The sequence below is a fragment of the Sinosporangium siamense genome, from assembly GCF_016863435.1.
Taxonomy (GTDB): Bacteria; Actinomycetota; Actinomycetes; order Streptosporangiales; family Streptosporangiaceae; genus Sinosporangium; species Sinosporangium siamense.
In genome coordinates this window covers 187,929-213,101 of sequence record NZ_BOOW01000020.1, presented here as the reverse complement: position 1 = coordinate 213,101, position 25,173 = coordinate 187,929, and the positions used below count along the sequence as shown (strand labels likewise).

At 69.3% G+C, this 25,173-nt stretch carries 23 protein-coding genes; 12 read left to right on the top strand and 11 right to left on the bottom strand.

From position 1 onward, the window contains the following. The 6 genes from Ssi02_RS16335 to Ssi02_RS16310 form a co-directional block, all read right to left on the bottom strand. A complete protein-coding gene (locus Ssi02_RS16335) occupies nt 1-1,845 on the bottom strand; it encodes a sigma factor-like helix-turn-helix DNA-binding protein (RefSeq protein WP_204026371.1) in 1,845 nt (614 codons plus the stop codon). Nucleotides 1,846-1,894: 49 nt separating this feature from the next. After that, entirely contained in the window at nt 1,895-3,970 is a 2,076-nt protein-coding gene (locus Ssi02_RS16330; RefSeq protein ID WP_204026370.1) for a UvrD-helicase domain-containing protein, read from the bottom strand. Between the two features lie 14 nt (nt 3,971-3,984). After that, nucleotides 3,985-6,849 carry a hypothetical protein gene (locus Ssi02_RS16325; RefSeq protein ID WP_204026369.1) on the bottom strand — a complete coding sequence of 955 codons (2,865 nt, stop codon included), beginning with the start codon at nt 6,847-6,849 and terminating at the stop codon, nt 3,985-3,987. A gap of 147 nt (nt 6,850-6,996) precedes the next feature. Beyond that, complete coding sequence (locus Ssi02_RS16320; protein WP_204026368.1) at nt 6,997-7,779, bottom strand: class I SAM-dependent methyltransferase; 783 nt, start codon at nt 7,777-7,779, stop codon at nt 6,997-6,999. A gap of 152 nt (nt 7,780-7,931) precedes the next feature. Next, complete coding sequence (locus tag Ssi02_RS16315; protein WP_239128958.1) at nt 7,932-9,008, bottom strand: ABC transporter substrate-binding protein; 1,077 nt, start codon at nt 9,006-9,008, stop codon at nt 7,932-7,934. A 70-nt stretch (nt 9,009-9,078) separates the two neighbouring features. Continuing rightward, the gene (locus Ssi02_RS16310; RefSeq protein WP_239128957.1) at nt 9,079-9,300 is read right to left on the bottom strand and encodes a hypothetical protein; all 222 of its coding nucleotides are present in this window, start codon (nt 9,298-9,300) and stop codon (nt 9,079-9,081) included. A 107-nt stretch (nt 9,301-9,407) separates the two neighbouring features. On the opposite strand from Ssi02_RS16310, the gene fdxA reads away from it, so the two are divergent. The 3 genes from fdxA (at nt 9,408) to Ssi02_RS16295 (ending at nt 11,722) form a co-directional block, all read left to right on the top strand. Beyond that, nucleotides 9,408-9,731: a ferredoxin gene (gene fdxA / locus Ssi02_RS16305; protein ID WP_204026367.1), complete on the top strand. Its 324-nt coding sequence runs from the start codon at nt 9,408-9,410 to the stop codon at nt 9,729-9,731. Nucleotides 9,732-9,959: 228 nt separating this feature from the next. Further along, on the top strand, nt 9,960-11,042 hold the full coding sequence (gene dapC / locus Ssi02_RS16300) for a succinyldiaminopimelate transaminase (protein WP_204026621.1): 1,083 nt from the start codon (nt 9,960-9,962) through the stop codon (nt 11,040-11,042). Nucleotides 11,043-11,053: 11 nt separating this feature from the next. Then, a complete protein-coding gene (locus Ssi02_RS16295) occupies nt 11,054-11,722 on the top strand; it encodes a DUF4178 domain-containing protein (RefSeq protein WP_204026365.1) in 669 nt (222 codons plus the stop codon). Between the two features lie 75 nt (nt 11,723-11,797). Here Ssi02_RS16295 and Ssi02_RS16290 read toward each other — a convergent pair whose 3' ends face one another. Beyond that, complete coding sequence (locus Ssi02_RS16290; RefSeq protein ID WP_239128956.1) at nt 11,798-12,628, bottom strand: hypothetical protein; 831 nt, start codon at nt 12,626-12,628, stop codon at nt 11,798-11,800. A 142-nt stretch (nt 12,629-12,770) separates the two neighbouring features. On the opposite strand from Ssi02_RS16290, the gene Ssi02_RS16285 reads away from it, so the two are divergent. The 4 genes from Ssi02_RS16285 (at nt 12,771) to Ssi02_RS16270 (ending at nt 16,746) form a co-directional block, all read left to right on the top strand. Next, a complete protein-coding gene (locus tag Ssi02_RS16285; RefSeq protein WP_204026619.1) occupies nt 12,771-13,607 on the top strand; it encodes a 2,3,4,5-tetrahydropyridine-2,6-dicarboxylate N-succinyltransferase in 837 nt (278 codons plus the stop codon). A 292-nt stretch (nt 13,608-13,899) separates the two neighbouring features. Continuing rightward, nucleotides 13,900-14,955 (top strand): succinyl-diaminopimelate desuccinylase, encoded by a 1,056-nt coding sequence (gene dapE, locus Ssi02_RS16280; RefSeq protein ID WP_204026361.1) that lies wholly within the window; start codon nt 13,900-13,902, stop codon nt 14,953-14,955. Nucleotides 14,956-15,262: 307 nt separating this feature from the next. Continuing rightward, nucleotides 15,263-16,039, top strand: coding sequence for an LOG family protein (locus Ssi02_RS16275; protein WP_204026359.1), 777 nt, complete (start codon nt 15,263-15,265; stop codon nt 16,037-16,039). Between the two features lie 122 nt (nt 16,040-16,161). Continuing rightward, entirely contained in the window at nt 16,162-16,746 is a 585-nt protein-coding gene (locus Ssi02_RS16270) for an LOG family protein (RefSeq protein WP_204026356.1), read from the top strand. Nucleotides 16,747-17,107: 361 nt separating this feature from the next. Here the strand turns inward: Ssi02_RS16270 and Ssi02_RS16265 are convergent, their stop codons facing one another. Then, nucleotides 17,108-17,413 (bottom strand): hypothetical protein, encoded by a 306-nt coding sequence (locus Ssi02_RS16265; RefSeq protein ID WP_204026354.1) that lies wholly within the window; start codon nt 17,411-17,413, stop codon nt 17,108-17,110. 102 nt (nt 17,414-17,515) lie between these two features. Between Ssi02_RS16265 and Ssi02_RS16260 the strand changes: the two genes are divergently transcribed. Both Ssi02_RS16260 and Ssi02_RS16255 read left to right on the top strand, forming a co-directional pair. Next, a complete protein-coding gene (locus Ssi02_RS16260) occupies nt 17,516-18,322 on the top strand; it encodes a prolipoprotein diacylglyceryl transferase (protein ID WP_204026352.1) in 807 nt (268 codons plus the stop codon). Continuing rightward, entirely contained in the window at nt 18,319-18,891 is a 573-nt protein-coding gene (locus Ssi02_RS16255; protein ID WP_204026350.1) for a DNA-3-methyladenine glycosylase I, read from the top strand. Before Ssi02_RS16260 ends, Ssi02_RS16255 begins: the two co-directional genes overlap by 4 nt. Before the next feature lie 88 nt (nt 18,892-18,979). Here Ssi02_RS16255 and Ssi02_RS16250 read toward each other — a convergent pair whose 3' ends face one another. Next, nucleotides 18,980-19,519: a dihydrofolate reductase family protein gene (locus Ssi02_RS16250; protein WP_204026348.1), complete on the bottom strand. Its 540-nt coding sequence runs from the start codon at nt 19,517-19,519 to the stop codon at nt 18,980-18,982. A gap of 21 nt (nt 19,520-19,540) precedes the next feature. After that, nucleotides 19,541-20,287 (bottom strand): SRPBCC family protein, encoded by a 747-nt coding sequence (locus Ssi02_RS16245; RefSeq protein ID WP_204026346.1) that lies wholly within the window; start codon nt 20,285-20,287, stop codon nt 19,541-19,543. A 998-nt stretch (nt 20,288-21,285) separates the two neighbouring features. Between Ssi02_RS16245 and Ssi02_RS16240 the strand changes: the two genes are divergently transcribed. After that, nucleotides 21,286-21,453: a DUF3117 domain-containing protein gene (locus tag Ssi02_RS16240; protein WP_204026344.1), complete on the top strand. Its 168-nt coding sequence runs from the start codon at nt 21,286-21,288 to the stop codon at nt 21,451-21,453. Nucleotides 21,454-21,720: 267 nt separating this feature from the next. Beyond that, nucleotides 21,721-23,187 carry a leucyl aminopeptidase family protein gene (locus tag Ssi02_RS16235; protein ID WP_204026342.1) on the top strand — a complete coding sequence of 489 codons (1,467 nt, stop codon included), beginning with the start codon at nt 21,721-21,723 and terminating at the stop codon, nt 23,185-23,187. A 544-nt stretch (nt 23,188-23,731) separates the two neighbouring features. Here the strand turns inward: Ssi02_RS16235 and Ssi02_RS16230 are convergent. After that, entirely contained in the window at nt 23,732-24,379 is a 648-nt protein-coding gene (locus Ssi02_RS16230; RefSeq protein ID WP_204026340.1) for an O-methyltransferase, read from the bottom strand. 163 nt (nt 24,380-24,542) lie between these two features. On the opposite strand from Ssi02_RS16230, the gene sigE reads away from it, so the two are divergent. Next, nucleotides 24,543-25,172 carry an RNA polymerase sigma factor SigE gene (gene sigE, locus Ssi02_RS16225; RefSeq protein ID WP_204026338.1) on the top strand — a complete coding sequence of 210 codons (630 nt, stop codon included), beginning with the start codon at nt 24,543-24,545 and terminating at the stop codon, nt 25,170-25,172. Nucleotide 25,173: the final 1 nt, after the last annotated feature.

Genomic DNA, 25,173 nt, shown 5'->3' with positions numbered 1-25,173 from the left:
TTACACCCCGAGGAAGCCGAGGATGTCTCGGTCGCCGCGTTCGCGGAGTCTGGCGATGATGTCCTCTCGGGGGGCGGTCTCGGGGAGGCCGATGCGGGCGCCGATGAGGCGGTAGCCTTCGGCTTCCGAGGCGACGGGGGCGGTGTAGCCGATGAGGTGGAGGGCGCGGTTGACCGGGGGCATGGCGGGGGGTGCGGCGGGGAGGTAGCGGGTGAGGAGTTCGCCGCCGTCGGAGACGGTGAGGAAGACGTGGTCGCCCTCGGCCGCGTTGGACTCGGAGAGGATGTTGCGGATCGACCCCATGGTGGGCTGGTTATGCCAGCTGATGACCACGTCGCCGGAGGGGGCGGAGCCAGTGAGCTGGCCGCCGGGGGCCATACCGAGGTAGGCGGCGAAGCCGGTGGGCAGGGGGGAGCCGGAGCCGCGGAGGTGTTCGGCGTTGACGTCGACGCGGTGCCACCAGCGGCCGTCGCGGCTGCGGAAGCAGCGCCGGGTCTCCGAGACGTCCTTGCGCGGCTGGTAGGCGCCGTTGCCGTCGGAGCCTGCGACGCGCACCCAGCCGCGCTGGGTGCGTTCGAAGCCGGGGCCGCCGGCGTAGGCGCGCACGGAGCTTTCGCTGACGTCGTAGCGGGAGGTCAGGTTGGCGACGATCGTGGAGACCGACGCCTCGCCGCCGGCCCGCTCGATCTCCCGGACGATCATTTCCCGGATGCCGAGATATTCCTCGCCGCCCCACCGGGTCAGTCCGTACTTGTTCCGGTCGACCCGCAGGAACCGGTCGTCGGCGGTGAGCTGGTTGCGGATGCCGACGAGGCTGTAGTCCTCGCCGATGCGCTCCTGGATCTCCTCGGGGGTCAGGGCGCTCCCGGTGACGGCGAGCACCGCTTCGGCCTTCTCGTTGACGCTGCGCGGCCAGGCGACCACGTGTTCTTCGAGGAGGCGCAGCTGGGGCACGGCGGCGATCCAGCGCTCGGCGACGTCTTCGCGCACGCCGAGCTGGGCGACCACGGTGACGGCTTCCGGGAGGGGCCGGGGCCCGTCGGTGAAGAGCTGCCGGGTCTTCTCCCGCAGCTCGTCGGCGCCGCCGGTGACGAGCCAGCCGTCGACCTGCTCATAGCCGGTCAGCAGCGTGCGCACGAACCGCCACGCGGGGATGGTGAGTGTGGTGAGCTCGGTGCGGTGCCACGGCACGGCGGCGGCGAGGTCGTCGGCCGGTACGGCGGAGCCAAGGCGCCCCCGCAGCCAGGAGACGTGGGCGACGAGCGGGGCGGCGTCGGGCCCGCCGAGCCATTCGTCGACGTGTTCACGCAGGTCACGTTCGATCTGCCGGATGCGTTCCCGGGTGACGGAGAACCTCTGGGCGAGTTCGTCGAGCGTGGCCCGCTGCGAGGCGTACAGTCGGTCTCTCGCGATGGCCCGCTGGCGCTCGTCGAGCCCTTCGAAGACCTCGTCGATGACCTCCGGCAGCGGCCGTTCGGGCCGTGACGGTGGCAGGGGCACGGCCGAGCGTTCCTCGGCGGGGATCAGCAGCCGTTCGATGACGCCGCTGAAGAGCTTGTGCACGGTGTCTCTGCCGAGCCCGTCGGCGGTGCGGGTGCTTTCCACCGGGTCGGTGAACCTGAGGAGCGGAAGCACGTCCCCCAATATCAAGTGGCCCCAGGACGCGAGGGTGAGGTCGGCGAGCCGCGCGGCCACGTCGGATGCGCCGAGGGTGGCGCAGGCGCGGTCGAGCGGGATCGCCTGCCACCACGCCTCGGGGAGGCGTGGATCGTTGGCGATGGGCGCGATCTGGCCGGGGGATGTCCAGCGCAGGGGCGGCGCGATGTCGCTCAGACTCAGGTTCATTGGGGTCCAACCGGCAAAAGGGAAGATATCCGCAGTTCAGACTATGTGATCAGGGTGGCAGGAAGGGGCTCGCCCTCCCTGAGTAGGACACGTAAAGCAGTTCGTAGGCACGTGTGCACGCCACGTAAAGCAACCCACGCTCACGCTGGAGATCGTGGGCGCGTGCCGTGGGGTCCTCGCCCGCGGGGGTGAGCGCGCCGGGGGCGGGCACCACACCGTCCGCCACGCCGATCACCGCCACCCGCCGGAACTCCAGCCCCTTCATACCGTGCAGTGTGGTCACCCTAACCGCGAGCCCCGCGGTGCGCAGTGCCGTACGCGCGTCACGCACCAGGTCGGTCGTGCGAGCCGCGACTGCGATCTGGTCGGGTTCCACGTCTTCACCCAGCCAGGTGGTGATGTGGGTGACAAGTCCGTTGAGCTCGGATTCAAGGGAGTCGTACGCCCGCACCACGGGCCGGGCACCCGGCCGCGTGGCGCGATAGCCGTACATCTCCTGCACGCCCTCCACCAGGCCGTCCACCGGCCCCCCGCCGCGCAGCCGCACCCCGAACGACAGGATCTCCTGCGGCAGCCGGTGGGACGCGTGCAGCCGGCGCGGCACCGCGCTGATGCCCACCGCGCTCAGCGTCACCCGCGTGTCGAAGATCCGCTGGTGCGGGTCGCCCACGATGAACAGGTCGTTGGAGGCCCTCGGCACCGCGGCCCGCAGCAGCCGCCACTGCGCCGGGTGCAAATCCTGCGCCTCGTCCACCACGATGTGCCGGTACGGCTCCCGCCTCGGCCCCGTCTCGTCAAGCAGATCGCCGGTCGACCGGCCGAGCAGCGCAGACGCCTCCGCGGCCAGTTGCAGCAGGGTGCGTCGGCCCGACTCCCGCAGCCTGGTCATCACGTAGGTGATGGCCTTCCACACCGCCTCACGTTCGGCCCCGGAAAGCTCCACGCTGCGCCCGAACCGCTCGGCGTTGCGATATTCATCCAAGGTCTGGAGGTTCTGGGCGAGAACCACCTGCTCCCACTCGCGCATCAGGAACGCCGCGCCGTGGGACGTGCCCGACAGCTCGCCGGCCTCCTGCCACAACTCGGCCAGTTCGGCGTTGCCCGCCAGCGTCGGCTGCCGGCCCTCGGCCTCGGCGACGATCCGCTGCGCCAGCCGGTCGACGTTGCCGACCTCCACCCGCTTGCGCACCACGTCGTCGTCGATCAGCAGGTCGAGCCGGGCGGACAGGTCGCTGCTGAGCCGCTGCGAGAACGACACCAGCAACACCGCCCCGGCCCCCTGCCGCGCCAGATGCGCGGCCCGGTGCAGCGCGACGAGCGTCTTGCCCGTGCCGGCGCCGCCCGTGACGAGCACCGGCCGGTCGTAGCGGTCGGTGCGGGCCAGACGATGTTGCTGCGGATACAGGAACGTGCACCAAAGCGGGCGGGTCAGCACCCGGTCCAGCTCGTGCCGGTCGGGGGTGAACATCGCCCGGTCGGGGCTGCGGCGCAGCGCCGCGTGCAGATCGTCGGGGGCGATCGGCCCCGGCACGACCGCCGCGGTGCGGCACGACGCCAGCTCACGCCAGGCGTCGGCCAGCGTGCCGCCCCGCGCCAGCACCGCCAGCGGCAGGAACTGCGTGCGCGGGATCAGCGGCTCGATCGCCTCCAGCGCGATCTCGGTGGCGACCAGCCGTACCAGCGGCAGGAACTGCGGGTCGATCCCCACCGACAGCAGATCGGCGTCGCAGACATGCGACAGCAGCCGCGACTCGGTCGTCTCGGCGGCGCGGTGCAAAGCGGGCTCGATGCGTTCCAGCGCCTCGGCGTCCCACAGCTCCACCACGCCGATCTCCAGGTTCACCCCCACCCGGAACCTCTGCGCGAACAACCACGCCTCGGCGTCGGGAAGCACCGCGAGCAACCAGTACACATCCCGCTGCCGCACCACCACACCGCGGTGCCGGTCCGCCAGGCGCAGGGTGGCCATACGGTCGTCCCTGGCGCCCCGCACACGTTCGGCGTGCGGGGCGGCCGCCATCGACGCGAGAAACCGTCTCACCGCCACGACCACGTCGCGGCGCACGGAATCGGCCAGGGTCGCGAGGTCCCTGGGGAACTCCGGTGCGATGGCTAAACGTGGCACGTGGGCGACCTCGCTCAGGCCAGTAGGGACAGCAGGTCGCGGTCCCCACGTTCACGCAGCCGGGACATGAGGTCGGGCACGGTCACCTGACCCGACATGCCGATTCTGGTCGCTATCACCCTTGCCGCCTGCTCAATCGTGCCACCCGGAGCCGTATACCCCACCAGGCGCAGTGCCTTTGTCAGCGGGTCCACCCCCGGTCCCGCCGCCGCCAGATGCCGGGCGCGCAACACGCCCTCCTCCGACAACGTCAGGAACAGGTGACCCCCCTCCTTCGCGCCGACGTCCGTCAGCAGCGGCAGCACCGACTCGATCGCCGGACCCGAGATCCAGCTCAACGTGACGTCGCCCGCCGCGCTCCGCACCGTCCTCCGCTCATCCGGTGCAAGCCCCAGATAAGCCGCGAAACCACTCGGCAGCGAACACTCAGCGTTCTTCAGGTGGTCCACCGTCACATCCACCCGCAACCACCAGCGTCCGTCCGGCTGCCGGAAACACCGCCTGGTCGCCGACACGTCCTTCAACGCCCGCACCGGCGCCGCCGCGGGAGCCGGGGACTGCGGCGTCTGCTCAGCCTCGCCCTGGCCGCCCTCGTCCCGTCCCTCCTGCTGCTGCGGAGGAGTGCCGTTGCGATCCGGCGGCGTGATCCGCAGCTGCGGAACGTTCTCCAGCCACTCCTTCGCCAGATCGGGGTGGATGCCGAGCGACACCACAAGCTCCAGCGCCTTGCTCACCGTGGGCGGCCGCTCCGAGCCGATGATCAGCTCCCGGGTGCGCTCCTGCAACTCCGCCAGATCGCCGTCCACCACCCAGCCGTCGATCAGGCGATAACCAGGCAGCGTCGCCAGCACGAACTGCCACGCCGGCACATCCAGCGCGTGCAACTCCTTGCCGTGCCACTCCGCCAGCGCCAGCAACCGCGCCTTCGGCGCCGCCTTCCCCAGCTGCTTCTGCGTCTCGGCCGCATGCGCCCGGTACGGCGTGGCCTCGTCACTGACGAGCCACTTCTTCAACCGCACCCGCATGTCGGCTTCGATTTCCTCTATGTCGGCCGCCGACACCGCGAACAACTTCGCCAGCTCATCGGACGACGACGGCGCGTCGGTGAACACCCGGTTCTGCGCCACCGCCCAGCTCTTGTCGTCCAGCCCCGCGAAAGACGCCTCGATCAGAGCGTGCAGGTCGATCTTCAACCCGCCCTGATCACCCGTCGTCGAGGCGAAACCGTCCTCCCGCCGTTTCGGCGCCGGCGTGAACGGCAGGAACGGCGTCCCCGCCTTCGCCGCCGGCTCCGGGACGGGCGGCCCCGCAGGCATCGGCGCCGCGGGCCCACTCGCCCGCTCCGCCTCCTGCCCGGCGGCGTCCTGTCCCGCAGCCGGCTCGGCGGGCGGCAACGGCTCCAACGGCTCCGCCAGCGGCACACCACCGTGCGGCCCGTTCTCCTCGGCCTCCGCGTCGCCGTCCTTGCCGTCCTTGCTGTTCTTGCTTTCCTCGGTCCCGCTGCCGCCGCCCTTGGCGTCGTTCTCCTCCGCCTTGCCCGCGCTCTCCGCAGAGGCTTCTGCGGCGCTGCCCTCGGCGTTGTTTTCCGCGGCACTGTTCTCTACGGCACTGCCTTCTTCGGCCTTGCCGTCTGCCGCGCTGCCTGTTGCGGGGTTGGTCTCTTCGGCGCTGCCGTCTGCGGCGCTGCTTTCCGCAGCACCGCCCTTTGCAGCACCGCCCTTTGCAGCACCGTCCTTTGCGGCACCGTCCTTTATGGCACTGTCTTTTACGGCACTGTCTTTTACGGCGCTGCCTTCAAGCGCGCCCGCCCGCTCCGCCGGAGGTTCGCCGGCGGTTTCCGCGGGTGGGGTGGCCGGGCTCCGCTCGGAGGCATCGTCGGCCTGGTCGGCATTCGGCGGGGTGCCCTGGGCGGAATCAGCAGCCCGCTCCTCACCCTCCGCTTCGGCGCTGCCCTTTCCGTCACTGCGCTTTCCGTCACTGCCCTTTTCGGCGCCGCTCGCTTCCGTGCCGCTCGCTTCCGTGCCGCTCGCTTCTGTGCCGCTCGCTTTTGTGCCGCCCGATTCGGTGTCACCCGATGTGGCGTCGTCCGGCTCAAGGATGTCCTGCTTCTGGGCGGCCTGACCCGGCTCCGGCTCGTCGGCACCCGCTGAAGCGGGCTCCGCCGCACCCTGCTCGGATGCCTTGTCCTTCCTCCCGACCTCCGAGGGGGAAGGTGTGTCCTGCGCCGGCTCGGCCGAGTCTTTGGCGGGGGAGTCGGCCTCGGCCTCTGCCGCGTCCGGTTGCCCCAGCGCGGCCTGGGCGGAGGCGGCGAGCGCCGAAGTGGCCTGGGCCAGCACGGCCTGCGCCGGCGAGCTCCGCACCTCGGCGCCCGGTTTGTCGGACTCCTGCTTGTCGGTCCCCTGCACCTCTTCCCGGGACGCGGCCTGCTCCTCCGCCTCACGCGCCGGCGGGGCCGAGGCCGGGGTGCCCGCCTGAGCCGGCGCCAGCCGTGCGAGAACCCCGGTGAACAAGGCTCGCAGCACCGGGCGGGCGTGGACAAACGGCTGGTCGAGGAGTTCGCGGCCGGTGAGGGCGAGCAGGCCCGGGAACGAGCCGGCGCGGTCGAGGGCGATCGAGACCTGTGGGTTGTCCAGGTCGTCGGGGTCCAGCACGTGTAGCGCGGGCAGGATGTCGCCGACGGCGGCGGCGGGCCACTGATCGACGGCGAGGTCGGTCAGCAGGTCGCCGAGGGCCTCCGGGCCGACCGTGTGGAGCAGCCGGGAGATCGGTGTGCTGCGCCACCAGGCCGGGGGCAGGTCGGGCCACTCCCTGAGCCGGGGGATGACGGCCGCGTCGCTCCATCGGAGCGGCGGTACGAGGTCACTGAGGCAGAAGTTCATCTCTCTGTTCCCTCTCCGGCTGAGTCACCGTTCACCAGCCTTTCGCCTCTCATGGCCCAAGCCTCGCCATACTGTCCTGTGCTGCTACAGACGGGAACCACGGAACAGACCATAGTCTGGCAAATCGCCCCCATGTGTTGGGCCCTGTTAGCGGCGAACGGCAGCGAATCGCAGCCGAACGTAGTCGGCCATCCAGCCGTTCTCCGTGCGGAGCGCGGGGGCGGCCAGTTCGTTGACCCGGCGCAGCAGCGGCTCGACCTGGTCGGCCGGCGCCTTGGTGAGCTGCTCCGCGGCGAACATCCGCACCCAGTCTGCGGCGCCTCCGGGGCACTCGTTCAAAGGTGTCGGACGTTCGAAGTGTTCGAGGAGTCGCACCACAAAGCCCTCCTTCTCCAGCCGGAGCGAATATTCGGCCGGGGTGGGGAAGTACCACGGGAACTCCGGTTCGCCGAGGCCGTGTTCCCGCCAGGCGGTCGCCAGGGCGGCCCGGAGTTCGGCGCAGTTGCCCGCTCCGCCCATCTCGGCGATGAAACGCCCGCCGGGCCTGAGCGCCTCGCGCACGTTGGCGATCACCATGTCGGGGTCGCGGCTCATCCAGTGAAGGGCGGCGTTGGAGAAGACCGCGTCGTACTGCTGGGCCACGCTGAAGTCGTGCCCGTCGCCCACGATGAAGTCCAGCCCGGGGTAATGCGCTAGGGCCTTCTCGATCATCATGGCGGAGCCGTCGATGCCGAGCACCTCCGCGCCCCGCGAGTGGATCTCGGCGGTGAGCACCCCGGTGCCGCAGCCGAGATCCAGGATGCGTTCGCCGGGTTGGGGGTCGAGCAGGTCGACCAGCGGGGCGCCGAGGGCGGAGACATAGCCGAACGAGCTGTCGTAGGTCCTTGCGTTCCACCGCGTCGTTGTCGGGGTGACGTAGCGCAAGACCATCAGCTCACAATCTTCGGCAAGGTGCCTCAAGACTCCATGGAGATGACACTTTAGAGCCTGGATGTGCCCATGACATATCTATCCCACTCCCCGCATCACCTGCCCAAGCGCATGGTAGGTGTACTAATAGCCAGGATTCTCACAGATTCGCCTCAACCCAGGGTCTTGGCCCAGGAGCGGTGCAAGTAGGACTTGGCCTCGTCCGTCTGCGGAACGGTGAGGATCACCGGCTTGCCCAGAGCCGCCGGGAGCCTGTCCGCGGCCTCCTGGTCGACCGTGCCCTTCATCAGCAGCGCCTCCATCCTCGCCGGACGTGCGAAGCCCTTGAGGAACAGGTTCTGCCCCCGGTCGGAGAACAGGAACTCCTGCCACAGCCGGGCCGCCGCCGGATGCGGCGCCTTGCGGTTGACGGCCTGCACGTAATAAGACCCGAGCACCGCGTCGCGCGGAATCGTCACCTTCCACGCCCCGGGCTCCTTGGCCGCCCGCGCGGAGTTCAGATAATCCCAGTCGAGCACGGCGGTGGCCTGGCCCTTCGGGTCGGCGAGGTTGCCGGCCTGCTTCAGTTTGCCGAAGAACTCCACCCCGCGGGCCGCCTCCGGCCGTCCGGCCGACAACGACGTGGCCATCACCCCGCTGAACGCCGCCACGGTCTCCCGCGGATCTCCGGGCAAGGCGACGGTGTAACCGGGTTTGAGCAGGTCGGCGAAGGTCGTCGGCGGCTGCACCTTGCGCGAGTCATAGCCGATCGAGATGTAGCCCCCGTAAGCCGCATACCAGGCGCCGCCCGGCTCTTTGAGGTCGTCCGGGATGTCCTGCCACCCGAGCACCTTGTAAGGCGCGAAGAGCTCAGAATTGGCCACCGCCGCGTCCAGCGTCAGGTCGAGCACGTCGGGCGCCTGAGCGCCGCCCCGCTTGACGGCCTCGATCTCTCTCTGGCTGTTGCCGCCCGGATCCAGCTGGCTGACCTTGATGCCGTATTCGTTGGCGAAGATGTCGATGATCTCGCCGTAGTTGACCCAGTCGCGCGGCAGCGCCGCGACGTTGAGCACACCCTCCTTCTTGGCCGCCTCGATGAGGCGATCCATCGTGGAGAAGCCCGCGGCGAGCGACGCCCCCTGCGGATTGGGCGGCGGATAGACCCGCTCATCGGCCGAGCCGCACCCGGAGAGCACGCCGGACAGGACCACGCAGCCTAGGGTCGTTGCGAGAATGTTACGTACGGTCACCCTAAGAATACTGCGCGCAGTCAATCCTCGCGTCGAGGAGGCGCGGCCGTCGCCCGCGCCGCAGATTGTCTCAGCGCGGGACCACGACCTTGGCCGCCACCAGGGATTTTTCCGAGATTTCCGCGACGGTGCCGTCACGGCGGACAATGGTGAGTGTGCCGTCCGTCCACGAGATCAGAGTGCCCACGACGTCGCGGAAACCGCCCTGGTCGGCGCGTCGCACGGTCACTCGTTTGCCGACGTCGGAGGGTGTGATGGCCACCGCCAGGCGCGCTCCGAACCGAGGAGTCACCGACTTCGCCCCCCTGCTGTTTCAGACATTTGCTTGGCACGGCAATACTAGGCATAGCAACCCGCGATCGAAGTCGTGCCAAGGTGCGGAGAAAGAAGGAGCCCGAGGTGACCTACGTCATCGCGCAGCCTTGCGTTGATGTCCTAGACAAGGCATGCATCGAAGAATGCCCCGTCGATTGCATCTACGAGGGCAACCGCATGCTCTACATCCACCCCGACGAGTGCGTGGACTGCGGTGCGTGCGAGCCGGTCTGCCCGGTAGAGGCGATCTTCTATGAGGACGATCTACCCGACCAGTGGAAGGACTACTACAAGGCGAACGTCGAGTTCTTCGACGAGCTCGGCTCACCCGGTGGTGCCTCCAAGGTTGGCAAGATCGAGAGCGACCACCCCGTGGTCGCCGCAGCGCCGCCGGGTGGGGAACACTGACCCCGATTTCACCATCCCGTGACCCTCGGGTGGGCCGAGCCGGGAGTCGCCTCCCCTGGCCGGGCTGTCCACTTCCATAGGGACGCGTAGACGGTTGAGAATGTCCGAGCCTGCCCTCACCCCGGGCAGGGAGCCCCTTCACCGGGGTCTCGGGGCCGGCCATGTCGACGTGCCTGAAGCCTGAGGCGGCCAAGCCCTCGACCACATGACGATCACGTGAGGACGCAGATGGTAAGCGCGCTGCCCGACTTCCCCTGGGACCGGCTTGTGCCGTACAAGAAGCTCGCGGAGTCGCATCCCGACGGGATCGTGGACCTCTCGGTGGGCACTCCGGTCGATCCGGTGCCCGATGTGGTCAGGAAGGCGCTCGCCAACGCGTCGAACAGTCCCGGTTATCCGACGACCCACGGCACCGACACGGTGCGGCGGGCCGCGGCGGGGTGGCTGCACAGGCAGCATGGGGTTGCTGTGGACCCGGTCGACGTTCTGCCGACGATCGGGTCCAAGGAACTGGTCGCCTGGTTGCCCACGCTGCTCGGCGTGGGCTCAGGCGACCGGGTCGTCTTTCCCGAGCTGGCCTACCCGACCTACGACGTCGGGGCGAGGCTCGCCGGGGCTTCGCCGTACGCGACGGACGGCCTCGTGAGCCTCGGGCCGGAGCGGGTGCCGCTCGTGTGGGTCAACTCGCCGTCCAACCCGACCGGCCGGGTGCTCGGCGTGCCCCACCTGCGCAAGGTCGTGGACTGGGCGCGGGAGCACGGGGCGGTCGTGGCGTCCGACGAGTGCTACATCGGGCTCGGGTTCGAGGAGCAGCCGGTGTCGGTGCTCCACCCGGAGGTGTGCGGCGGCTCCCACGATGGCCTGCTCGCCGTGCATTCCCTGTCGAAGAGGTCCAACCTCGCCGGATATCGCGCGGCGTTCGTCACCGGCGATCCGGCGCTGATCCGCCGGCTCCTGGAGGTCCGCAAGCACGCCGGCATGATGGTGCCGGCGCCCGTCCAGGCCGCCATGGCCGCGGCGCTCGGCGACGACGAGCACGCCGACCGCCAGCGCGATCTATACGCAGCGCGGCGGGCCGCGCTTCGGCCGCTGCTGGAGGCCGCCGGCTGGACGATCGAGCACTCCACCGCCGGGCTCTATCTCTGGGCCACCAACGGCACCGGCTGCTGGGACCAGGTGCGGTGGCTCGCCGAACGCGGCATCCTCGTCGCACCGGGCGATTTCTACGGCGAAGCCGGGAAGAACCACGTCCGGATCGGCGTCACCGCCACGGACGAGCGCATCGCCGCTGCTGCCGGCCGGCTCCAGTAAGGTGCCGCGCCATGACCTCGGCGGTCGTCCTCGCTCTCAGCATCGCTCTGCTCCTGCTTCTCCTCATCGCGTTCTTCGCGACGAGACAGAGAGACCGGCGTAAGCCGCCGCTTCCCACGGCGCCGGGCCCGCCAGACCCACCCGCTCCCGACACGCCCGCCCCTCCGCTCGCCGCGCCCACCGGGCGCGCCGGGCAGGTCGGCACCGACTATTTCGACCCCCGCACCATCAAGGTGGGGGACACCATCGACTGCCAGGGCATCCGCGCGCGGGTGCCCGGCGCCATGCACCTGTCCTGGCAGGGGCGGCAGTGGACCGAGTTGCTGCTCGACGACGGCACGCCGAGGTCCCAGTGGTTGTCCATCGAGGTGCGGCCGGGTTTATTGGAGGCGGACCCTCCTCACCTGGAGGTCCTCCTGTGGACGTCCGTGCCCACCCAGGGCATGATCCCCGCCAAGAGCACATTGGTCATGGAGGGGGTTGAGTTCTCCCCGGCCGACCGGGGGACGATCGCCTTCAAATCCGAGGGCAGGACGGGCTACCCGGATCGGGGGCTGCTCGACTTCGCCGACTACCGCGCCGCCGACGGGCGGCTGTTGTCGTTTGACCGGGTTCAGGGGGAGGCGTGGGCGGCGGCCTATGCCGAGCCGCTGCCTCCCGGGTCGATCGAACGTGTCTGAGGGCTTCCGGCACACCTCGTTCCAGGGCGCTGGGGCCCTTTGGTGTGCCGGGGGTTTTGGTCTGGCCCGGCGGTGTCAGGCCGCAGGGGCCGGGCGGTTAAGGATCACATGCCGTGTCGTGGCGCCGTCGTCTTCCTGCCACCCCTCGAAGCCGGCGTCCGCCGCCCAGGCGCGGCCGTCGTAACGCACGCCCCGCAACCCGTAGTCACGAGCATGGGCCACCGACCAGGCCGCCACGAGCCACCCGCGCCGGGTGGAGGAGGCCGTGATCTTGTCGCCGCTCACCGGAGTGTCGCCGAGCGCGCGCCGCAGCTCGCGGCTCGCCGCCTCCACCCGGGGCTTTTTGACCTTGCTCTCGTCCTTGGGCGGGGGAGTCCAGCACTGCAGCGCCGCCGGCACCCGGCCGGTGAAGGCCGCGGCCATGATCTTGGCGTCGTTCTCGTGCTGGGCGTAAAGCGAACCGTCGGCCGACCGCTGCACCTCCTGCGCGGCGATGTGGAGCGGGATCCGCTGGTAGTTCTTCACCTTGACGAGGCCCTCGAAGAACTTGTCCGTCGAGTAGACGACGTCGAGGAGCTGCTTTTGCGTGCCCCACCCCATCGAGGGGCGCTGCTGGAAGACCCCGACGGAGTCCCGGTCGCCGAACGGGATGTTCAGCAGCTTCGACTCCTGGATCCCGGTCGCGTATGCGATCACCACCGCCCGCTCGGGCAGCCGGCGGCGCTCGGCAACCGCGGCGATCGTCGCCGCCACGACGGCCTGGTCGACGTCCATTTCCAGGTCACCTTGTGGAGTGGCAATCTTGCAGTGTGCTCCCTGCGCTAGTGGAGTCGCCCGCTTGAGCAGCGAGTAGACCCCCCATGTGATGGCCACCCCCAGCACCAAGACGACGATCGCAATTGTCAAAACCCCTTTGGAGAAGTGCCTTCGCACGACAGAGAACCTACCCGCCCACACCCCCAGCACGTGCATTCTGGAACGTTCCTCTGGTCGGTATGCGCCGACGCGGGGCATGAAGATCATCCCCGTACGGCTAAGCTCCCAGGCCATGACCCAGAGCTATTCCAGCCCGCTGCCCGCCGTCATCGACGAGCTGTGGGAGCGCCGCGCGGAGCTGTCGCCTGCCGACGCGGAAGCACGGGGCGCCATCGTCGGCGCCGTCGACCTTCTCGACACCGGGAAGGGCAGGGTCGCCTTCGTCGACGAGGCCACCGATGAGGTCGTCGTGGACGAGCGCGCCAAGCGTGCCATCCTGCTCGGCTTCCGCGTCCTCGGCATGTCGCGGTCCCAGGTCGGGGACTTCCAGCACAACGACCGCATCCCGCTCAAGACCACCTTCGAGGGTGTGCGCGTCGTGCCCGGCGCCATCGCCCGCTGGGGCTCCTACCTCGCCCCCGGCGTGGTGCTCATGCCCTCGTACACCAACATCGGCGCCTACGTGGACTCCGGCACCATGGTCGACACCTGGGCGACCGTCGGCTCCTGCGCCCAGATCGGGAAGAACGTCCACCTGTCGGGCGGCGTCGGCATCGGCGGCGTGCTCGAACCCCCGAACGCCGTGCCCGTCGTCGTCGAGGACGACGCCTTCATCGGCTCCCGCTGCATGGTCGTCGACGGCGCCCGCGTGCGCAAGGGCGCCAAACTGGGCGCCGGCGTGGTGCTGACCGCCAGCACCCGCGTCTACGACGTGCAGACCGGCGAGGAACTCCCGCGCGGCGAGGCCCCCGCCTGGTCGGTGTGCGTCGAGGGCACCAAGGTCAAGTCCTTCCCGGGCGGCGACTTCGGCATGCGCTGCATGCTGGTCCTCAAGCGCCTCGAAGAGGGCGAGCAGCACGACAAGCTCAAACTCAACGAGATCCTCCGCGAACACGGCGCCAACGCCTGACCCACCCGGTCCTGCGGCTCCCACGGCTTCACGGCTTTCACGGCGCCGCCTGGCATCCTGTGCGGCGACGCCTTGCCCATGGGCCTGTACGGCGGCGCCATGCCGTGGCCTGTACGGCGAAGCCCCCGCCCTGCAGTCGCTCCTCAGGCATAAGGCGGGCCTTCGGGGCGACACGTCTCGGTGGATGTTCCGTACGTGCAAGGGGGTTTGGCCGGGGGGACAAAAGGAGCAGGTGGAGGGTGTTGGGCGCGTTCGAAGGGCTGTGGGGAGTGGGGGGATAGGCTCGTGTTCCATGTGGTTGGATCTCACGCAGGACGTCGGCGAGTTGACGGCCCGCATCGTGGACATCGAGTCGGTCAGTGGTGACGAGCGTGCGCTGGCCGACGCCGTTGAGGGAGCGCTTCGCCCGCTGGCGCATCTGACTGTGCGGCGTGACGGTGACGCCATCGTGGCGAGCACATACGCGGGCAGGGCCGAGCGTGTGGTGATCGCGGGCCATCTGGACACGGTGCCGATCGCCGGCAATCTGCCGAGCCGGGTGGAGGGCGACCTGCTCTACGGCTGCGGCACCGCCGACATGAAGAGCGGTGTCGCCGTGGCGCTGAAGCTCGCCGCCGCCGTCACCTCGCCTCGTGTCGACGTGACCTATGTCTTCTACGACTGCGAGGAGGTCGAGGCCGAGCGCAACGGTCTCGGCCGGCTCAGCCGCAACCACCCGGAGTGGCTGGTGGCCGACTTCGCGGTGCTCATGGAGCCGACCGACGGCGTCATCGAGGGCGGGTGCCAGGGCACCCTGCGGGCCGAGGTGAGGACCGGCGGCAAGCGTGCCCACAGTGCCCGGTCGTGGTTCGGGGTGAACGCCATCCACGGCATCCAGCCGATCCTTGAGACGCTCAACTCCTACGAGCCGCGCCGCCCGATCGTCGACGGACTGGAGTTCCGTGAGGGGCTCTCCGCCGTCGGGGTGCGCGGCGGGGTGGCGGGCAATGTGATCCCCGATGAGTGTGTGGTCACGGTGAACTATCGTTTCGCCCCCGACCGCGACCTCGGCGACGCCCAGGAGCACGTGCGCAAGATCTTCGACGGGTTCGACGTGGTCTTCACCGACGGATCGCCGGGTGCCCGCCCGGGGCTCACGCATCCGGCGGCCTCGGCCTTCACCGCCGCCGTGGGCGGCACTCCCCGCGCGAAGTACGGATGGACGGACGTGTCGCGGTTTTCGGCGGTCGGTGTGCCTGCCGTCAACTATGGCCCCGGCGACCCGAACTTCGCCCACCAGCGGGACGAGCACGTGCGGCTGAGCCAGATCGCCGAGTGTGAGCAGGCGATGCTGGCCTGGCTTGCCTGAGGCGAGACCTGCCTGAGGCGAGACCTGCCTGAGGCGAGACCTCCTGTTGCGCAAGCGCTGTTGCGAAAGCACTGTTGTCTCAGCGCTGTTGTGTCAGCACGGTTGTGTCAGCGCTGTTGCGTCAGCACCGCAGACAAACGAAAGTGGCTTTCCTCGCCGGCCATTTGGCGGGGAAAGCCACTTTCAGTCCCGAGCAGCACCCTCGTCTCTTAGACGCGGCCCTGTTCACTAGTGGTTCCCCTGGTCCACCGAGTTTTTCAAGATTCTTTTTGTCGTCGGTATGCCAAAGGGGGCTACCGTGTGCCCCATGAGACAGAGTCGTCCAGAACGCCGCCAAGGTCCTTCACTACGCAGAGGTGACCTGGTTCCCGAATCCACCTATGACCAGCGGCTACTCGACCGCCGGGGCCCGGCCGACTGGTTGCACATGGACCCGTGGCGGGTCATGCGGATTCAGGCGGAGTTCGTCGAAGGCTTCGGGCAGCTCGCCGAGTTGCCGCAGGCCGTCACCGTGTTCGGCTCGGCCCGCAGCCGTGAGGGCACCCCCGGCTACGCGCTCGGCGTCCGGCTGGGCCGGGCCCTGGCCGAGGCGGGTTACGCGGTCATCACCGGCGGCGGCCCCGGCTGCATGGAGGCCGCCAACCGCGGTGCCAGGGAGGCCGGCGGAGTCTCGGTGGGGCTCGGCATCGAGTTGCCGTTCGAGCAGGGCATCAACGACTACGTGGACCTCGGGATCGAGTTCCGCTACTTCTTCGTGCGGAAGACCATGTTCGTCAAGTACGCCTCCGGCTTCGTCAGCCTGCCAGGGGGGTTCGGCACGCTGGACGAGCTGTTCGAGGCGCTGACGCTTGTGCAGACCGGCAAGGTCACCTCGTTCCCCGTGGTGCTGATGGGGACGGAATACTGGGGCGGCCTGCTCGGCTGGATCCGCTCCACGCTGCTGTCCGAGGGCATGATCTCCGAGAAGGACCTGGACCTGATCCAGATGACCGACGACGTGGACGAGGCGGTCGCCATGATCGCCCGAGCCGACGGCACGCGCGACGTGCGCGAGCTCGCCGAGGAGGGCGCCGTCGACATCTAGCCGTCGGCTTCGCGCACCCTGTCCTCCCTCCTCGATCAGGCTTGGCGGCCCTTCCTCCTTGATCGGGCTAAGCGGCTAAGTATGGTGAATCCACTCCATCGGCCTGACTTGGGAGCGTGCCCGTGTTCATCTGCGTCTACTGTGCCTCCAGCCAGCGGATCGACCAGCGTTATCTGGACCTCGCCACGCAGACCGGCACCGAGATCGCACGACGCGGGCACCATCTGGTGAGCGGGGGCGCCAAGATCTCGTGCATGGGCGCCGTGGCCCGTGCCGTACGCGCCGCCGGCGGGCGCACGGTCGGGGTGATCCCCGAGGTCCTACGCGACGTGGAGATCGCAGACGAGGACTCCGACGAGCTCATCATCACCGCCGACATGCGGGAACGTAAGGGTGTCATGGATGCCAGGTCCGACGCCTTCCTCGTGCTGCCCGGCGGCATCGGCACGCTGGAGGAGCTGTTTGAGATCTGGACGGCGCGCGTGCTCGGCCTGCACGCACGCCCTCTGGTGGTGCTGGACCCGTGGGGGCTCTACCGGCCGCTGCGGGAGCTCATCGAGGGGATGTACGACCAGGGCTTCACCCGGCCGCACGTCTTTGACGCGATCTCGTGGACGACAAGTGTCGCCGAGGCCCTCGACCACATCGAAAGCCGGCCCCAGGCGGTCAGCCCCAGCACGGAAGAGCTGGCCGAGCGCGTCGACTGACGGCCCCGGGCTCGCGGCCCCAGGTTTGGGGGCTCAGGCGAGGCCGCGGCGGGTCATCGACGGCGGTTCGCCGCCCGGCCAGGGCGTGACTGACGGCCCCGGGCGCCCGGCCCCAGGCGCGCGGGCTCAGGCTCGCGGCCCCAGGCTTGCGGGCTCAGGTTTGCGGGCTCAGGCTCGCGGCCCCGGGGTTCGCGGGCTCAGGCGAGGCCGCGGCGGGTCATCGACGGCGGTTCGCCGCCCGGCCAGGGCGTGACTGACGGCCCCGGGTGCCCGGCCCCAGGCGCGCGGGCTCAGGTTCGCGGCCCCAGGCTTGCGGGCTCAGGTTTGCGGGCTCAGGCTCGCGGCCCCGGGGTTCGCGGGCTCAGGCGAGGCCGCGGCGGGTCACCGCCGGCGGGCGCCGCCCGGCCAGGGAGTCGGTCATGTCGAGCGCCTGGCGCACCGCGTCCGGCCGTGCCGTACGGAAAATCCTCGCGCCCAGCCACGCGCACACCGAGGCGGCGGCGAGCTCGGCGGCCTCACCTGCCGTGTCGCCCCCGCCGAGCAGCGCAGCAGGGGTGACGAGGACGGTGTGACCGTCGCGCACCAAGGTCTCGATCTCGTCGACGGAACGCGCCTCGACCCACGCCGGGTCACGGGGGGCATCCAGAGTGAGCACCACGGGCGTCATAGCCCTCGATGTTATGCCTTGCTCTCCGCGATGCGTCCGGTGCGGTAGGTGATCTGACGGGGTCCGAGACCGGCTGAGTCTGAATTGTGGCACGATGCCCTTGTGGTCGTTGTCCTCGTACTCGCCGCCTTGGCCGTGCTGGCCTGTGTCGTGCTCGTCGCGCAGGGCCGAGCCGGGGAGCTGACCGAGTTCGCCCCGGACGTGCCGCCGGTCGACCTGCCCGAGGCCAAGCGCCTCGCCCCCGTCGACTTCATGGCACTGCGTCTGCCGGTCAGTCTGGTGGGCTATCACACCCAGAGTGTGGACGAGACGCTGCACCGCGCCGCCGCCGCCATCGGCGAGCGAGACACCAAGATCGCGGTGCTGGAGCAGCGCATCGCCGAGCTTCTGTCGACTCGGCTGCGCAACCGCCAGGAGATCCACGCCCGGCCCGGAACCGACCCCCGCACCATGCACGAGCCCACGATCCCGGCCCGCGAGAACGGGACCCTGCGCGAGCTCGGCGGGCCCGTGGGAGCGGAGAAGCCGAAGGACGCGGTCACTACTGAGGTGACGGAGGAGCTGGCGGGCCCGGCTGCCGTCCCTGCGGACAAGAAGGTCGCGGGCTCGGAGGACGCGGTCACTGTCGAGGGGACGAAAGAGCCGGCGGCTCCGGCAGCCGTCCCCGTGGACAAGAAGGACGCGGTCACTTCTGAGGTGACGGAGGAGTTGGCGGCTCCGGCCGCCCTTCCTGCGGACAAAAAGATCGCAGGCTCCGCGGACAAGCCGATCGAGGACAAGCCGGCCGCCGTCCCTGCGGAGGAGAAGGCAGCCGAGCCGGTCGAAAAGGACGCTTCCTCAGAGGACAAGGACCCGGAGGCCAAGGCCCCGGAGGACGACAAGCCAGGCGATTCGGAGCCGAAGCGGTGACCGAGCTTCGCCGTTGCGGATGGGTGACCTCGGCTCCCGACTACCTGGCCTATCACGACGACGAATGGGGACGCCCGGTCCGCGGAGACGACCGGGTGTTCGAACGGCTCACCCTGGAGGCGTTCCAATCAGGTCTGTCCTGGTTGACTATCCTCCGCAAGCGGGAGAACTTCCGTAAGGCCTTCGACGGCTTCTCCATCGCGGCGGTCGCGGAGTACGGCGAAGCCGACGTGGAGCGCCTGCTGACCGACACCGGCATCGTGCGCAACCGAGCCAAGATCGAAGCAGCTGTGGCCAACGCCAGGGTGGCTCTTGAGGTGTCCGGCGGTCTGTCGGCGCTGGTGTGGGCGCACGCCGACCTCACCGCGCCGATGCCGAAGACCCTCGCCGACGTGCCCGCCGTCACCCCCGGATCCAAGGCGCTGGCCAAGGAGCTCAAGAGGCACGGGTTCAGGTTCGTCGGCCCCACCACGGCCTACGCCCTCATGCAGGCGATCGGCCTCGTCAACGACCACCTGGCCGACTGCTGGGTGCGGGAGACGGTCGACGGGCTCCGCCTGCCCACGTGAACGCCGGGGCGGTCGACGGGCTTCGCCTGGTCATGTGAACGCCCTGTGTGATGCGGCCGGGCGACCGCACCACATGCGGCGCTCCACGTTATGAATCCGCCCGCTGATACGTCAGGTAGAGCACACCGCTGCCGAAGATCTGCGAGTCGGTCAGGCGCAGCGGCACCTGTGAGCCTTCCTCGAAGAGCCGCTTGCCGGTGCCGACCACGATCGGGTGCACCAGCAGGTGCAGCTCGTCGAGCAGCCCCTCCCGCAGCAACGAGGCGACGAGTGTGCCGCTGCCGGTCGCGCTGATGTTCTGGCCGGGCTGCTCCTTGAGCCGGGTCAGCTCCTTGGCGACGTCGCCGCTGATCAGCGTCGAGTTCTGCCAGTCGAGCGAATTGAGGGTGTTGGACACGACGTATTTCTGGGTGCCGTTCATGTGGCCGGCGATCTCGTCGGTCGAGGTGGGCCAGTATGCCGCGAACTCCTCATATGTGTGACGTCCCAGGAGCATGGCGTCGCTGTCCTTCATCATGTTCTGGACGGCGTTGCCCATGTCATCGTCGAAGTAGGGGAAGTGCCACTGGTCAGGGGCCTCCACCACGCCGTCGAGCGAGATGAAGAGTCCACTCACGATCTTTCTCATCTGACTTTCTCCTTTTACCTCTCAAGCGGACAGACGGGCCAGCCATGCCCGCCATGCCTGCTCGGCTTCCTTGCGGTCCACGCTCTCGGCGAAGACATGGTGCGTGACGACCATCGGGCCGTCGAACCCCCGCACAAAGCGGTACAGCGCATCGTGCGTCCGGATCCCGATCGCATCCCGGTTGACGAAGTCCACGACGCCGTCGATCTCCGGCAGGCCGTCCGGCGCGACCCGCGTCCGGTCACCGACCGCCGGCTCGGCGGCCAGCCCAAGCGCCTCCGGCAGCCGCTCGAACACCGCCACGGCGTACGGCACAGCCGGAGCCGACACCGTGATCGGCGTGGCGGTGCGCCCGGCGAAGTGGGTGAGATACGCGACGAGCGTGGCGAAGTACATCGCGCCGCCTATGCGCATCGCCTCGAACTCGGCCTCCCAGTCGTCGCCGGGGAGGAACCCGTTGGTCACCAGCCGCAGCGTCGTGCCGGACCGCTCGCGCCCCTCGATGAAGAACTGGAAGGCGATGAACCGCCCGTCAGGACTCTCGTCACCGCGGAAGGCGAACCGCCGCAGCGGCTCCCACTCGGTGATCGTCGACTCCATGACGTAACCCCCCAGGTCTGTGCGGACGGCACCGCCCTCGCCCGGGTCCAGCTCGGTGCGTCCCATGAACCAGGAGTCATAGCCCGGTCCGGTGGCGATGGCCTCCCATACCTGCTCCGGGGTCGCGTCGACCTCGACCTCGTCGTATTGCTCCCACTCGCGACCCACGTTGGGCACCCCTTCGTCTCAGGCGCGTGGATCCGCACAACCGGGTGGACGGCGACTGTGATCCGATGCGGCGTCGAACATGCGGCCTAGCCTCTCACCGACAATTTCAGTTGTCAAGAAAATCGAAGTTGTCGGAGGCTTGGTGCGGATGACGTGCGCTTATGTCGTGGTGAGGGGGTTCTGCCCCCTCCTGTCTCCCGGTGTTCTCCTGTGTCCCCGAGCACCCGCTCGGCGGGTCGGTGAGGGTGTTCAGGGCGGTTGCCGGGTTCCGGACAGGAGGTCGCCATCCCCGGGCGCAGGCCTCCTGCCGTACCCGCTCGACGAGGGTGCGATACAGGTCCAGCGCCCCCTCGGCAGCACGTACCTGTGGGACTCCTGTGAAAGCTGGGGAATAGGTGGCGGTGCCGACTGTGTTGGACGTTCGAAACATCCGTGGGCGTGGTGGGGCCGGCCTGGCGGCTCCTGCGGACCCGGTCTTGCGTGGCTGTGCCCTACCCCGGAAAGGCGGGTTCCTCCGGCGTGATCCTGCCGCCGCGCTCGCGGGCTTTGGAGGGGCAATGTGAGGTCAAATCATCCTTATGAAAGGGTAAATTCTTTCCCCGCTCACCCTTGCTTCCCGTCGTGCTCGGGAAGGCGGCTCTTGGTCTCGTTCGCGCTCAATGACCCCCTCGCGGTGAGTCCGGGTCATGCGCCTCAGGCGAACTCCGGACACGTGCCGAACGCCTTTGCGAAGCGGGACGGGCCCGCGTGGGCATGCGCTCGCCTGGATGAGTTTGCGCTGATCAGAGCCGGGTTCCGGGTCGTTGACGCGGGACGGTCAAGTGCCGGGTCAGGGCCGGGGCGAGCGGGTCGTGTCCGCATTCCGGGAGGAGATCGTTACCCGGAAGTGGCTCCGAGGCGGGATAATAGGACATCACAGAAGACGTGAATGCGTCGGCCACCCGTTGGGGCGGTCGGGGATCGCAACCGCGGAGTCCAATGCAGGAAGGGATACACGCATGGCGGCGATGAAGCCACGGACCGGCGATGGTCCGCTGGAGGTCACCAAGGAAGGCCGAGGCATTGTCATGCGGGTCCCTCTGGAAGGTGGCGGCCGGCTCGTCGTCGAGTTGTCCGCCGACGAGGCTCGCGACCTCGGAGACGCGTTGAAGAACGTAGTGGGCTGACGGGGGACGTCCCCGCGAGGTCGGTCCTGCAAACGCAGGCTTCAGACGGCCCCGGACGCATGTCGCCGTAGGAGCGGCATTTGCGCCGGGGCCATCGCGTTGCCAGGGCAAGCCCACGGAACGATTCCGCTCCGACGTCGATCGTTCGTTAAAGGCGAAGTAGGTCCTTGACTGGGGGAACTGGCCAGAGTCAGCGCGGTACGCCAGACTCGCGAACCGGACGAATTGCGCTCATGCCGCGCCCCCCGGAATACGCAAGGAGAAGACGTGCCACTGGACACCTCGGTCACCGTACGCTCTCACGCGAGTGACGGCGCACAGTTGCTGGCCATACCCTTCGGCCGCGACCTGTTGCCCGACGCCCCCGACCTACCCGTGCCCGTGGCCGGGTTGCTGGCCTACCACGAGGCCAAAGGCGAGGCGGGAGAGATTGTCGAGGTGCCCGTGGTGCGCGGCGAGAGCGTGGGGCGCGTGTTGCTCTACGGGGTCGGCGACGCCGGGGCCGCCGCGTTGCGCCGCGCCGGGGCGGCGGTCGCGCGGGCGGCCAAGGGCCGTCCCTCCTTGAGCGTGGTGCTGCCCGACGGGGAGGTCGCGGCCTTCGTCGAAGGTGTCCTTCTCGCCAGTTACACGTTCACTATGGGGTCCGCGCCGTCCAAGGCCGTCGCCGCGGTCGAGTTCGCCGTGTCCGCGGGCGAGGCGCCCGCCGGGGAGGAGGCCAAGGTCTCCGGCTCGATCGAGTCTGCCGTGCGCAGGGGGGAGATCCTCGCCCGCGCCGTCGCCGTGGCCAGGGACCTCGCCAACACGCCAGGCTCCGTGAAAAGCCCCGTCTGGCTCGCCGAGCGCGCCGCCGAACAAGGGCTCCCCACCGTCGTCTGGGACGTGGAGAGGCTGCGTGACGAGGGCTTCGGCGGCATTCTCGCCGTGGGCGGGGGATCGGCATATGAGCCGCGGCTGATCCAGATGACCTACGAGCCCGACGACCACGACGGCACGGCGCTCCGGCACATCGTGCTCGTCGGCAAGGGCATCACCTTCGACAGTGGTGGCCTGTCACTCAAGCCCACAGACGCCATGAAGCTCCAGAAGACCGACATGGCGGGCGGCGGAGTCGTGATCGCGGTCATGGGCGCGCTGCGCGAGCTGGGCGTCAAGGCCAAGGTCACCGGCCTGGTCGCCGCCGCGGAGAACATGCCGTCCGGCAGCGCCATGCGGCCAGGCGACATCATCACCCACTACGGCGGACGCACCGTCGAGGTGCGCAACACCGACGCCGAAGGCCGCCTCGTCCTGGCCGACGCCCTCGCCTACGCCGACGCCGCCCTCGACCCCGACGTGGTGATCGACCTCGCCACTCTCACCGGCGCCGTGACCGTCGCCCTGGGCCGCGACGTCTGCGCCTACTTCTCCTCCGACGACACCCTCGCCGACGATCTCGCCGCCGCCGGCCGCACCGCCGGCGACCCCCTGTGGCTCATGCCGCTCGTCGAGGACTATCGGCCCGCGCTCAAATCCGACGTCGCCGACCTCGCCAACCTGGAGACCGCCAACACCTACGGCGCCCAGGTGGTGACCGCCGCCCTGTTCCTCCGCGAGTTCGTCGGTCAGCGCCCCTGGGCCCACCTCGACATCGCCGGCGTCGGCCGCAGCACCGTCGACGCGGGCCTTAACGCCAAGGGCGCGACCGGCTTCGGAGTGCGTCTCCTTCTCCAATGGCTGACCACCGACCCCTCCTGACCCCGCCGTCCGGGAGAAGGGCCTGAGACGACCCTGGGAGAAGCAAGCAGGGCCTGGCCACCGGGTGACCCCACCGGCCAGGCCTTCCGCTTTCCTGCGGCACTCGGGGCTCGACGGTCATGCTTTCCGATCGGCTGCTCTCCAGGCCACTGCCGTACCTGCGGATGTGGCGGGTTCCAGGGCCGACCTCGGTGACGCCGGTACGGCAAAGCCGATCTCGGCCCGGGAGCAAAGCTTTTCGGGGACCGGCCTGAGGCGCCGTGGCCCCGTTGGGGCGTCAAGGCACGGAAAGCGGCGCGCAAGGCACGGGAAATGGCGTTCACAGCCATGGGGTCTCGTGATGGGAGGCGTGCGCGGCGCTAGGCGTCGGTGCCGGGGAAAGTGTGTCCGCGGCCGGCCGCGGGCCGGCGGCTCGCGATCAGATTTCCGGCCAGATGTCCGGACGCCCACGGGGCTTCGCGATCAGGAACCCGGTCGCGAGGGTTCGCGATCGGGCGCCAGGAGCGGCGCCCGATCGGTGGGGGCCTCAGGTTCGGTGGGGGCCTCAGGCGAGTTTGATGGCCGCCAGGAGGCCGTCGCCGAGAGGGATGAGGAGTGGCCGGAGGCGCTCCTCGCTCTGCACGAGGCGGCCGACCTCGCGGAGGGCGACGGTGTCGGGGTCGCGCTGGGTGGGGTCGGGCACGCGGTGGCGCCAGAGGGCGTTGTCGAAGGCGACAATGCCCCCGACGCGCAGGAGGCGCACGGCCTCGGCCAGATAGTCGGCGTATTCCAGCTTGGCGCCGTCGCAGAAGACGAGGTCGTAGCTGCCGTCGGCGAGGCGGGGCAGCACGTCCAGGGCGCGGCCGGCGATGAGGCGGGTGCGGCCGCCGGAGAATCCTGCGGCGCCGAAGACCTGGCGGGCCATGCGCTGGTGCTCGGGCTCGACGTCGACGCTGGTGAGCTGGCCGTCGGGGCGCATGCCGCGCAGGAGCCAGAGGCCGGAGACACCGCAGCCGGTGCCGATCTCCACGACCGCCTTGGCGTTGATCGCGGTGGCGAGGAAGCAGAGTGCGGCTCCGCCGCCGGGCCGGATGGGCATCGCGCCGAGTTCCTCCCCTCGGGCGCGAGCGGTTATGAGGATCTCGTCCTCATGGTGAAAATCCTCGGCATAGGCCAGAGTGGCCTCCACCGGACTGGTCGGCGTCGCGGTCATCGGCCTCTCCTCCCACCCTTGTGCTGACCGGTCACTGGCTCGAAGCCTAGGGGAGTCAACCAGGATCGGGAACTCATGTCACCCCCGGTGCGTTGCACGGTTTAAGCGGCCTTTGCCGCCCCAGTGGGTAGTGAGTACGCACGGAGGGACGAAACCAGGCACTATGGCGGTAGCGGTGGTCCCGGAGAGAGGAGTGCTGGTGGACGAGCCCGACCACCAGGCGGATGCTCCCTTGTCTGAATGGACGCCTCCCAGTTGGGAGGATGTCGTTCGGACGCATTCGGCTCGTGTGTATCGGCTGGCCTATCGGCTGACCGGCAACGTGCACGACGCCGAAGACCTCACACAAGAGGTGTTTGTCCGGGTTTTCCGGTCGTTGTCGAACTACCAGCCCGGCACGTTCGAGGGTTGGCTGCACCGGATCACCACCAACCTTTTCCTCGACATGGCGCGGCGCAGGCAGCGCATCCGTTTCGAGGGACTCGCGGACGACGCGGCCGAGCGGCTGCGCGGGCGCGAGCCGTCTCCCGCCCAGGTCTATGACGACGCTCATCTTGAGGCCGATATTCAAGCGGCGCTCGATGCTCTGGCGCCTGAATTCCGAGCGGCTGTTGTGCTGTGTGACATCGAGGGCCTCTCCTACGAGGAGATCGCGGCCACGCTCGGTGTCAAGCTGGGCACGGTCCGCAGCCGGATCCACCGTGGCCGCGCGCAGCTCAGGGAGGCGCTGGACCACCGGGCACCCCGGAGCGAGCCACTCCCCCCGACCATGACACGTGGGGAGGAAGTGTAGA

What these genes read in the sequence shown, in the direction of transcription:
- Ssi02_RS16335 (WP_204026371.1), bottom strand. Translation starts at nt 1,845, where the DNA reads ATGAACCTGAGTCTGAGCGACATCGCGCCGCCCCTGCGCTGGACATCC.
- Ssi02_RS16325 (WP_204026369.1), bottom strand. Translation starts at nt 6,849, where the DNA reads ATGAACTTCTGCCTCAGTGACCTCGTACCGCCGCTCCGATGGAGCGAC.
- Ssi02_RS16320 (WP_204026368.1), bottom strand. Translation starts at nt 7,779, where the DNA reads ATGGTCTTGCGCTACGTCACCCCGACAACGACGCGGTGGAACGCAAGG.
- dapC (WP_204026621.1), top strand. Translation starts at nt 9,960, where the DNA reads ATGGTAAGCGCGCTGCCCGACTTCCCCTGGGACCGGCTTGTGCCGTAC.
- Ssi02_RS16295 (WP_204026365.1), top strand. Translation starts at nt 11,054, where the DNA reads ATGACCTCGGCGGTCGTCCTCGCTCTCAGCATCGCTCTGCTCCTGCTT.
- Ssi02_RS16285 (WP_204026619.1), top strand. Translation starts at nt 12,771, where the DNA reads ATGACCCAGAGCTATTCCAGCCCGCTGCCCGCCGTCATCGACGAGCTG.
- dapE (WP_204026361.1), top strand. Translation starts at nt 13,900, where the DNA reads ATGTGGTTGGATCTCACGCAGGACGTCGGCGAGTTGACGGCCCGCATC.
- Ssi02_RS16275 (WP_204026359.1), top strand. Translation starts at nt 15,263, where the DNA reads ATGAGACAGAGTCGTCCAGAACGCCGCCAAGGTCCTTCACTACGCAGA.
- Ssi02_RS16265 (WP_204026354.1), bottom strand. Translation starts at nt 17,413, where the DNA reads ATGACGCCCGTGGTGCTCACTCTGGATGCCCCCCGTGACCCGGCGTGG.
- Ssi02_RS16250 (WP_204026348.1), bottom strand. Translation starts at nt 19,519, where the DNA reads ATGAGAAAGATCGTGAGTGGACTCTTCATCTCGCTCGACGGCGTGGTG.
- Ssi02_RS16240 (WP_204026344.1), top strand. Translation starts at nt 21,286, where the DNA reads ATGGCGGCGATGAAGCCACGGACCGGCGATGGTCCGCTGGAGGTCACC.
- Ssi02_RS16230 (WP_204026340.1), bottom strand. Translation starts at nt 24,379, where the DNA reads ATGACCGCGACGCCGACCAGTCCGGTGGAGGCCACTCTGGCCTATGCC.
- sigE (WP_204026338.1), top strand. Translation starts at nt 24,543, where the DNA reads ATGGCGGTAGCGGTGGTCCCGGAGAGAGGAGTGCTGGTGGACGAGCCC.